Source organism: Pseudoflavonifractor sp. HCP28S3_F10, from assembly GCF_052065415.1.
Lineage (GTDB): Bacteria > Bacillota > Clostridia > Oscillospirales > Oscillospiraceae > Pseudoflavonifractor_A.
The window spans coordinates 26,448-34,980 of the sequence record NZ_JBQHUB010000030.1 but is presented as its reverse complement, the minus strand read 5'-3'; the positions used below and the strand labels follow the sequence as shown (position 1 = coordinate 34,980).

Annotated in this window: 10 protein-coding genes and 2 pseudogenes; 11 read left to right on the top strand and 1 reads right to left on the bottom strand. The window is 51.5% G+C overall.

From position 1 onward, the window contains the following. The 11 genes and pseudogenes from ACTNBZ_RS11630 to ACTNBZ_RS11580 all read left to right on the top strand — a co-directional run. A pseudogene (locus ACTNBZ_RS11630) lies at positions 1-183 on the top strand (recombinase family protein); the annotation flags it as partial. Between the two features lie 332 nt (positions 184-515). Continuing rightward, positions 516-692, top strand: coding sequence for a hypothetical protein (locus tag ACTNBZ_RS11625; protein ID WP_015574152.1), 177 nt, complete (start codon positions 516-518; stop codon positions 690-692). Positions 693-878: 186 nt separating this feature from the next. Further along, complete coding sequence (locus ACTNBZ_RS11620) at positions 879-2,300, top strand: ParB/RepB/Spo0J family partition protein (RefSeq protein ID WP_087154058.1); 1,422 nt, start codon at positions 879-881, stop codon at positions 2,298-2,300. 50 nt (positions 2,301-2,350) lie between these two features. Then, on the top strand, positions 2,351-2,692 hold the full coding sequence (locus ACTNBZ_RS11615) for a DUF7768 domain-containing protein (protein WP_015574151.1): 342 nt from the start codon (positions 2,351-2,353) through the stop codon (positions 2,690-2,692). A gap of 1 nt (position 2,693) precedes the next feature. Next, entirely contained in the window at positions 2,694-3,407 is a 714-nt protein-coding gene (locus tag ACTNBZ_RS11610; protein ID WP_015574150.1) for an antirestriction protein ArdA, read from the top strand. 141 nt (positions 3,408-3,548) lie between these two features. Continuing rightward, positions 3,549-3,935 carry a PcfB family protein gene (locus ACTNBZ_RS11605; protein WP_441210045.1) on the top strand — a complete coding sequence of 129 codons (387 nt, stop codon included), beginning with the start codon at positions 3,549-3,551 and terminating at the stop codon, positions 3,933-3,935. Beyond that, entirely contained in the window at positions 3,922-5,754 is a 1,833-nt protein-coding gene (locus ACTNBZ_RS11600; protein ID WP_015574149.1) for a VirD4-like conjugal transfer protein, CD1115 family, read from the top strand. The genes ACTNBZ_RS11605 and ACTNBZ_RS11600 overlap by 14 nt, the downstream gene beginning before the upstream one ends. 202 nt (positions 5,755-5,956) lie before the next feature. Further along, a pseudogene (locus tag ACTNBZ_RS11595) lies at positions 5,957-6,109 on the top strand (Maff2 family mobile element protein); the annotation flags it as partial. Between the two features lie 70 nt (positions 6,110-6,179). Continuing rightward, positions 6,180-6,542: a helix-turn-helix domain-containing protein gene (locus ACTNBZ_RS11590; RefSeq protein WP_007887891.1), complete on the top strand. Its 363-nt coding sequence runs from the start codon at positions 6,180-6,182 to the stop codon at positions 6,540-6,542. Continuing rightward, on the top strand, positions 6,502-6,879 hold the full coding sequence (locus ACTNBZ_RS11585) for a TnpV protein (RefSeq protein ID WP_002584333.1): 378 nt from the start codon (positions 6,502-6,504) through the stop codon (positions 6,877-6,879). The genes ACTNBZ_RS11590 and ACTNBZ_RS11585 overlap by 41 nt, the downstream gene beginning before the upstream one ends. Before the next feature lie 51 nt (positions 6,880-6,930). Continuing rightward, on the top strand, positions 6,931-7,422 hold the full coding sequence (locus ACTNBZ_RS11580) for a nucleotidyltransferase domain-containing protein (protein ID WP_002584332.1): 492 nt from the start codon (positions 6,931-6,933) through the stop codon (positions 7,420-7,422). A gap of 118 nt (positions 7,423-7,540) precedes the next feature. Here the strand turns inward: ACTNBZ_RS11580 and ACTNBZ_RS11575 are convergent, their stop codons facing one another. Next, a complete protein-coding gene (locus ACTNBZ_RS11575) occupies positions 7,541-8,347 on the bottom strand; it encodes a helix-turn-helix domain-containing protein (protein WP_002584331.1) in 807 nt (268 codons plus the stop codon). Positions 8,348-8,533 lie beyond the last annotated feature (186 nt).

Genomic DNA, 8,533 nt, shown 5'->3' with positions numbered 1-8,533 from the left:
TACGATGACATTATCTCTTGGGCCGATATGTACGACACCGCCAGCATGGAGGCAAAGAAAATGATCGTCAACTGCCTTATCAAGCGGGTGGAGGTCTACCGGGACTACAAGCTGCATATCGACTTTAACATTGACTTTGAGCAGTTCAGCATGGGCATGGACATCGTTGCCATCGCCGCATAAAGCAAAAACCCCACTTCCGAAGAAGTGAGGTTTTCTTCACAATCTCTTTGTAATGGTGGAGATAAGCGGGATCGAACCGCTGACCTCTTGAATGCCATTCAAGCGCTCTCCCGGTTAGATCGGTTACATACCCCTCTAAATCGGGCCAATAGAGCGTTCAATACGCGGGACACCCCACCAAAAGCCGCAAAACCATCGGCGTTTTTCTTGAAATTCATTATAGCTGGGGCCAGACCGCATATCAATACTAAATTTGAAAACAAGCTCGATACCGCAATTCCCTTTTCGCATGGTATAATTTCCTTGTTCCATAGCGAAAGGGGATGTTGAGTATGGAGAAAGAATATATAGCTGGTGAGCCGCAAAGATATGAGATCGGCAATCGCGTTTTTATCGTGGAGCCCCGTTATGATAAAAACGGTGAAAGTATGTCGGACATCCTGTTAAAGCTGATGATGGCCGATGTCGATGAAAAAATGTGGAACGAAGGCCACCGCGAAAAAATCTAATCTAAAATTAAATCCGAGTTGTCAAGCAAGGTATTTATTCTAAAACAATTTCATATTGAGCATTACGCCGCCCGAGTGAGACTATGGGCGGCGTTTTCATACACCACAACTTGAAAGGAGGAGTCCCTTATCTGCTGCCAGCCATCGGGCTGGCTTTTTTCATTTCAAGACAAAGGAGGTTTGACATTGGCAGACGATAAAAAGAATATCGGCCCCGAGGCAGAAACGACTGACACGGCCCCCGCGCAGGAGCAGCCTGCTCCCGGCAAGGCCGAGCCCGTTGTGGCAGATCCCGCCCCGGCTGAAAAGGCAGCTCCCGCAGAAAAGGCGGAGCCCACCGTCCCGGAGGCTCCCAGCCCTGCGGCTCCCGAGCCGCTCAAGCCCGACAAGGAGGCCAAGCAGACTGCCACCCCGGACAAGAGTGATCCTGCCCCTGCTCCCTCTGGCAAGGTGGTGGATTTCGCCGCCGCCCGTGAGGAGGCCGGAAAGGACAAGGCCCCGAAGGAAAAGGCTCCCAAGCAGAAAACCACGGAGTCGAAGGACAAAGCAGCGGCCAAGGCCAGCAAGGGCCGCCCGGCAAAGGCTGACAAGGCGGCCCCCGACAAGGCCAAGCCGCCCACGCGAGACAAAATGTCCCAAAGTAAGGCTGCCCCGGAAAATGCTGCACCCAATCCGCAGGAGGCTCCCGCCCCTGCCGCGCCGGAGCAGCCCGCCGCGCCCCGTGACGCTACCCGCGCAGAAAAAGAGGAAATTGTCTACCTCAATCTGTCCGAGCTGCGCCCGTTCAAAAACCATCCCTTTGGTGTCCGTGACGATGCCGAGATGCAGGGCCTTGTGGAGTCCGTCCGGGCAAGTGGTGTAAACCAGCCCGCGCTGGTGCGCCCCACCGAGGATGGCGGGTATGAGATCATCGCGGGCCACCGCCGCCAGAGGGCAAGCGAGCTGGCCGGGTTTGTGAATATGCCCTGTATTGTCCGTAACATGACCGATGACGAGGCCATCCTCGCTATGACGGATGACAACCTGCGCCACCGCGAAAAGATTTTGCCCACGGAAAAGGCACAGTCTTTGAAAATGCAGGTGGAGGCCATCAAGCACCAAGGCGCTCGTCCCGGTGAGGACGCACAGGAGGCGGGTAAACGCTCCACGCAGATCGTGGGTGATCGCAACGGCATGAACTACAAACAGGTACAGCGGTATATCCGCTTGACCGAGCTGGTGCCGGATTTGCAGAAAATGCTGGACGAAAAAAAGCTGGCATTTACCCCCGCCGTGGAGATTTCCTTTATCCGGCCCAAACATCAGAAGTATATCGCCGTGTCCATTGAGGGCCAGCAGTCCTCTCCGTCCCTATCCCAAGCCCAGCGGCTCCGCAAGCTGGATCAAGAGGGCAAGCTGAACGGCGATGTGATCGACGGCATTTTGATGGAAGAAAAGAAGGAGGTTGATAAGGTGATTATCAATAGCGCGGAACTGGAAAAGTATTTCGGCAAGGACAAGTCCCCCCGTCAGATGAAGGATCAGATCATGGCCCTGCTGGATGACTGGAAGGCCAAGCAGCCCCCCGAGCTGGGCAAGCCCGAAAAGAAAACGGATAAGAGCCTGTAACCTCGAGACAATTTGTCCCGAGGTTTTTTCATTGAATGGAGGTTTTAACAATGAAACGACCCCTCGCATATATCACCGCTGCGTGGTGCGGCAGCGATGCCGAAAACGCAAAACAGGCGGCGCAGTATTGCCGCAGCGTGTATGAGGCGGGCTTTTCGCCCATCTGCCCCACGCTGTTCCATCCCCTGTTCCTCAATGATGCCATTCCCGAGGAGCATAAAAGCGGGATCGACATGGCCCGTAATCTGCTCAAACGCTCTCATGTGCTGGTGGTGTGCGGCCATACCGTCACCGAGGCTATGAAGAACGATATTGCTGTTGCCCAGCGGCTGGGTATCACGGCAACCACGCTGGAGGGCATCTTGACGGTCAAGGGACAGGGCCGCCGCTGATATGGCGGCCCTGCTGGAAGCCTACATTACCAACCTCGGCAAATATGCCGAGGGGCAGCTTGTGGGCGAAACGCTGAAATTTCCCACCACGGCGGAGGAGGTACAGTCCCTCTTAAAGCGCATCGGCGTGGACGGCATACGGTATGAGGAGATTTTCATAACCAGCTTTGACGGCGATGTACTGGGGCTGCATGAGCACTTGGGCGAATATGAAAGCATTGACGAGCTCAACTATCTGGCCGCGCTGCTGTCGGAAATGGATCAGAGCGATATAGAAAAGTTTGAGGCGGTCATAGACGCTGGCGAATACACAGGTAGCGTAAAAGACTTAATCAACCTCACGCAAAATCTGGATTGCTTTGAGTTCTATTCCGGTGTCCGTAGTGACGAGGAGCTGGGCCGTATGTATGTGCTGGAGTTCGGCGGTGTGGAAGTCCCGGAACACCTCATTGATTATATCGACTATGAGGCATACGGGCGGGATGTGCGGATCAATGACGGCGGCCACTATGCCCCCGGTGGATATGTGGCCGACAACCGCAGCAGCTTTATAGAGCACTACACGGGCCGGGATGACATTCCCGACGAGCACCGCGTTTTCTCCATGCCCAAGCTGTCCATCCGGGAGCAGATGTCAGCTTTCAAGGAAATTATAGACCGTTCCTCGCTGGAGGGGGAACGGAAACGGCCCACGCTGGGCCATACGGAACGATAACCCCACCTTGGGACAACTTGTCCCGAGGTGAGAAAGGAGGCGGCATAGCTGATAGAAGAAGATATTTCCCGGCGTACTGTTGCAGTTTCCGTCCGGGCCAGTAAGCTGACGGCGCGGAGCCTTGCCTATGTGGTGGCCGCTGTGGGGCGCAAAATCGCCAAAGAACACCGCGCCCGGCAGATCCCTCACGGCAAACAGACGGTCAAGCAACTTATGCGGCATGGCGTGTCTACCAACAGTCTGGAGCTGTCCGGCGATACCAAAAGTTTTGACCGGGTGGCCCGGAAGTGGAATGTGGATTATGCCTTTTACAAGACAGGCCCGGACAAATACCTGTTGTTTTTCAAGGCGGGACAGGCTGATGCCATGACCGCCTGTTTCTCGGAGTATTCCAAAAAGGTGCTGAACAAGTCCAAGTCCAGGCGCATCCCCATCCGGGATCAGATCAAGCGGGCCGGAGATCAGCTCACCCGTGAAAAGCCCAAACAGCGGGAGCGTGTGAAGGAGGCGGCGCATGAAAACAGATAAGCTCCGAAAATTCCTCATTCCCAATATCCCGTATGTGTTCATCGGCTGGGCGTTCCTCAAATTGAGTACGGCCTATCGGCTGGCCGCTGGTGCGGGTTTCCTAACAAAAGTGATGGGGATCGGCCAGACTATCGGCCCGGCCTTTGCCGATTTCGCGCCGGGGCTAAACCCTGTTGACTGGCTGGTTGGTATCGTGGGAGCCGTGGCGTTCCGTCTGTTCATCCACATGAAAAGTAAAAAAGCCAAGAAGTTCCGGCGTGACGAGGAGTACGGCTCGGCCCGGTGGGGAAACGAAAAGGACATCAAGCCCTTTGTCGATCCCAAGTTTGAAAACAATGTCATTCTGACCGGGACGGAGTTTCTCACCATGAACACCCGGCCCAAGATCCCGGCCAACGCCCGAAACCTCAATACCTGTGTCATCGGATCGTCCGGCTCGGGCAAAACCCGCTTTTGGCTCACGCCCCAGCTTTTACAGGCCCATTCCTCTTTCGTGGTGGTAGACCCGAAGGGCGGCGTCCTGTCCCAAGTGGGCAGCTTTCTCCAAAAGCGGGGGTACAAAATCAAGGTATTCAACAGCATCGACTTCTCCAAGTCCATGCACTATAACCCGCTGGCGTATATCAAGAACGAGTCCGACATCCTAAAGTTCGTCAATGCCCTTATTTCCAACACCAAGGGCGAGGGCAAAGAGGGCGATCCGTTCTGGACGAAGGCCGAAACGCTCCTATACTGCGCCCTGCTGGGCTATATCATTTTCGAGGGCGCGGAGGAAGATCGCAATATGAATACGCTGGTGGACATGATCTCCGGCATGGAGGTCAAGGAGGATGACGAGGACTTTATGAACGCGGTGGACTATATGTTTGCCGGGTTGGAAAAGCGAAAGCCGGATTGCTTTGCTGTGAAGCAGTACAAAAAGTACAAGTTAAGCAGCGGCAAGACGGCCAAAAGCATTTTGATTTCCTGCGGTGCTCGTCTGGCTCCCTTTGACATCCCCCAGCTCCGGGAGATTATGAGCTACGATGAACTGGAACTTGACCGTATGGGTGACAGACGGACGGCAACATTTTTCTGCATCAGCGATACGGACAGCACCTACAATTTTTTGGTCGCTCTCGCTTTTTCGCAGATGTTCAATCTCCTGTGTGAACGGGCCGACAATGTGCATGGGGGCCGCTTGCCCCATCATGTGCGCGTCCTGTGGGACGAGGCGGCCAATACGGGCCAAGTGCCGGGGCTGGAAAAGCTGGTGGCCGTCATTCGTTCCCGCGAGGTGAGCCTTGTACTGCTCTATCAGCAGCTTGCTCAATGCAAGGCCATTTACGATAAAAATGCGGAAACGATCCTCGGCAACATGGACAGCGTGATATTCCTCGGTGGCCGCGAGGCCAGCACTATCAAGGAAATATCGGAAAACTGGCTGGGCAAGTCCACGATCTCCATGCAGACGGATGGCCGCACACGGGGCCAGTCCGAAAGTTACAGCCAAAACATCCAGCGGCTGGGCCGGGAGCTGATGACCCCCAGCGAGCTTGCCACAATGCCCGGTGATCGGTGCATCTTGCAGCTCCGGGGCCTGCCCCCGTTCTATTCCCGCAAATACGATCTGAAGCAACACCCCAACTACAAGTTTACGGCTGAGGCCGACAAGAAAAACGCCTTTAACCTCGACAGGCTGATAAACCGCCGCAGGCGGCCCGGCCCCAACGAGGCTTGTGAGGTGTACGAAGTGGATGTGCCCGCCGAGGCGCTCACAGAAGAGGACGAGGACATCCTCAACTATGACGACCTCGACGATCCAGACGCTTTTGTATAAAACCTTGGGCTTTTAGGGTTCCCGCAAAATCAGCGATTTTGTGGGAAGAGGAGGCGCAACGGAGCGTGCGGAGTTTGGGACATTTTGTCCCAAAGTAGCAAAGCGAAGTTTGTGCCGACGAGTCCCGAGGTACGGACGCTGCCGCCCTACACGGGGCGGCTTTTTTCATGGCCGGGTATAGCCCGGAGAAAAGGAGTAATATATGCAGTTTTTCGCTTCTGCCATCAACACTTTGCAGACCCTCGTTATTGCCCTCGGCGCTGGCCTTGGCGTGTGGGGCGTTGTCAACCTGCTGGAGGGCTACGGCTCCGATAACCCCGGCGCGAAAAGCCAGGGCATGAAGCAGTTCATGGCTAATTAAAGGGAACAAAAAGAAAGGAAAAGCCAATCCAGACGGTATCAGCGGCAGGCTACAAGAATAAATTGTGATTTCACAAGATTGGTGCTATAATAAGAGAAAAGTTCCTGCCGGGGCAGCCGCTCCGGTGGTATGGATAGAAAGGCAGGAAAACAATATGCACATCAGCTATAAACCACTCTGGCACACACTGTTAGAGCGTGATATGAGAAAAGAGGATTTAAGGCTTGCCGCTGGTATGACAACAAATATGATTGCCAACATGAGCAAAGAGGGAAAGCACATCAGCATGGATACATTAGCCCGTATCTGCGAAACGCTGAATTGTGAGATTACCGATGTGATTGAGTTAGTACCAGACGAGCCTGCTTCCACAGGAGGTAAGGAACATGAGCGAATTGAAACCAAGAATAAAAGAAAACGGAATTGATTATATCCTTGTTGGAGATTACTACATCCCGGACTTGAAGTTGCCGGAGGAACACCGCCCCATCGGAAAGTACGGACGGATGCACCGGGAATATTTAAGAGAAGTCTGCCCAGCCAGATTACACACATTGACCCTGACCGGGGAATTGTGGACATATCTTGCAGACCTGAACGAACAGGCACAGAAACGGTTAGACACCATCATGGAGCAGATGAAAGCTGCCGAGGGCGTGACCGAGGAATTGAAGCGTACCCGTCAAATGGAATGGGTGCAGCGTTGCAATAACATTCACAACCGGGCAGAAGAAATTGTTTTACATGAGATGATTTATTCATAACGGTATGGTAGAATGATTATTACAAATTAGAAGTTGTAAAGGAGACTTTGTATGGGTAGAAAAGAAATAACAACAAAAGAAGATTTAATGAAAGTAATAGAATTATTCGAAAATACTGGAATTACATACTGGTTGGATGGCGGATGGGGTGTAGATATTTTAGCTGGTAAACAAACAAGAATTCATAGAGATATAGATATAAATTTTGATGCTCAACATACGGAAAAATTGTTAAATGTGCTTTTGAATCTGGGCTATAAAATTGATACAGACTGGAAACCGGTTAGAATAGAGTTATATAGTGATGAACTTGGTTACTTAGACATTCACCCGTTCGTTTTAAGTGAGGACGGAACTTCAAAACAAGCTGATTTAGAGGGTGGCTGGTATGAGTTTGAAAAAGATTACTTTGGTAGTGCTTTTTTTGAAGGAAAAACAATTCCTTGTATATCCTTAAAAGGCCAAAGAGTTTTCCATTCAGGTTATGAATTAAGAGATAAAGATAAGCATGATATTTCAATTCTTGAAAGTTTATCAAAATAACATTGCTGTAATTTCTAAGATAAATTCCACTTTATCGCTTTGAAATTTTAACTGAATAAGTATAGCACCAACCGCTGCTACATGGAAGCAAACACAACCATGCAACAGCGGTTTTTCTTTACCGTTTTTTCCTTTGACTGATAGGAGTTCCTGTTTTCTTTGATTTTTGTAGAATCCGAATGAGCCAGCGAAATTCTTCGTCTGACAGATTTTTATAGTTGATGCCGAGCTGCTTGCAGTAAAGGACAACCAGCTTTTCATCCCGACTGCCCTTGAAATTTTCAACCGCTTCCAAATTTTCTTTCAATTCATCGGCAACGGTGGTCTGGGGCGCACTCTCGCTGTCCTTTTTGTGGGCTTCCCGAATATCCCGGATAATGAGATTGAGGTCATCAAGAACCATGTGGCTGAAATATTCATCATCGCTGATATGGGCGGCTTGCAGCACTTTCAAATGCGGGTCGTCTTCGCCGGGGCGATACCGTTCAATGATTTCATGCCGGACAGTATCGACAAGGGCGTTGAGGTTTTGAATCTGCATGGTGGCAATCCCATCTACATAAATCTCAATGTCCGCAAGAAACTTGATAAAGTCCTTATGAGTGGCAAGCTCACAGAGCAGACGGTTGTTAATCCGACCGCCTTTCAGAAGTGCCACCATCTCATCATTCAAATGCAGCTCTGTTAGTGGCGTGTTGATCTGCTCCCGGTTCTCTGTCCGGCACAGCAGATAATCAACGGAAACCCCATAGAAGTCTGCCAGCGTGATAAGGTTGCCATGATTGATTTCCTTATAATCCTCTTTTTCATAACTGCCAAGAGCTGATTTGGAAATGCCCGTCAGCTCTGATAATTCTTCCAGATTTAAGCCTTTGTCCTTGCGGAGTTCCCAAAGGCGTTCCTGTATGCTTGTCGCTCCTTTCATGGGCGCACGCTCCTTTCCGGCGGTTTCATTACTGCCGCTTAACTGGATTATATCATACTTTCCGCAATCGTGGAAATTTCTGATTTTTACCCTTAATTCCTACTTTGTGGACATACGGCACAGGGCACAAAAATGTTCTATGATACAGGTAGTTCATCGATGGATTATTCCAATCGAATGACCAGC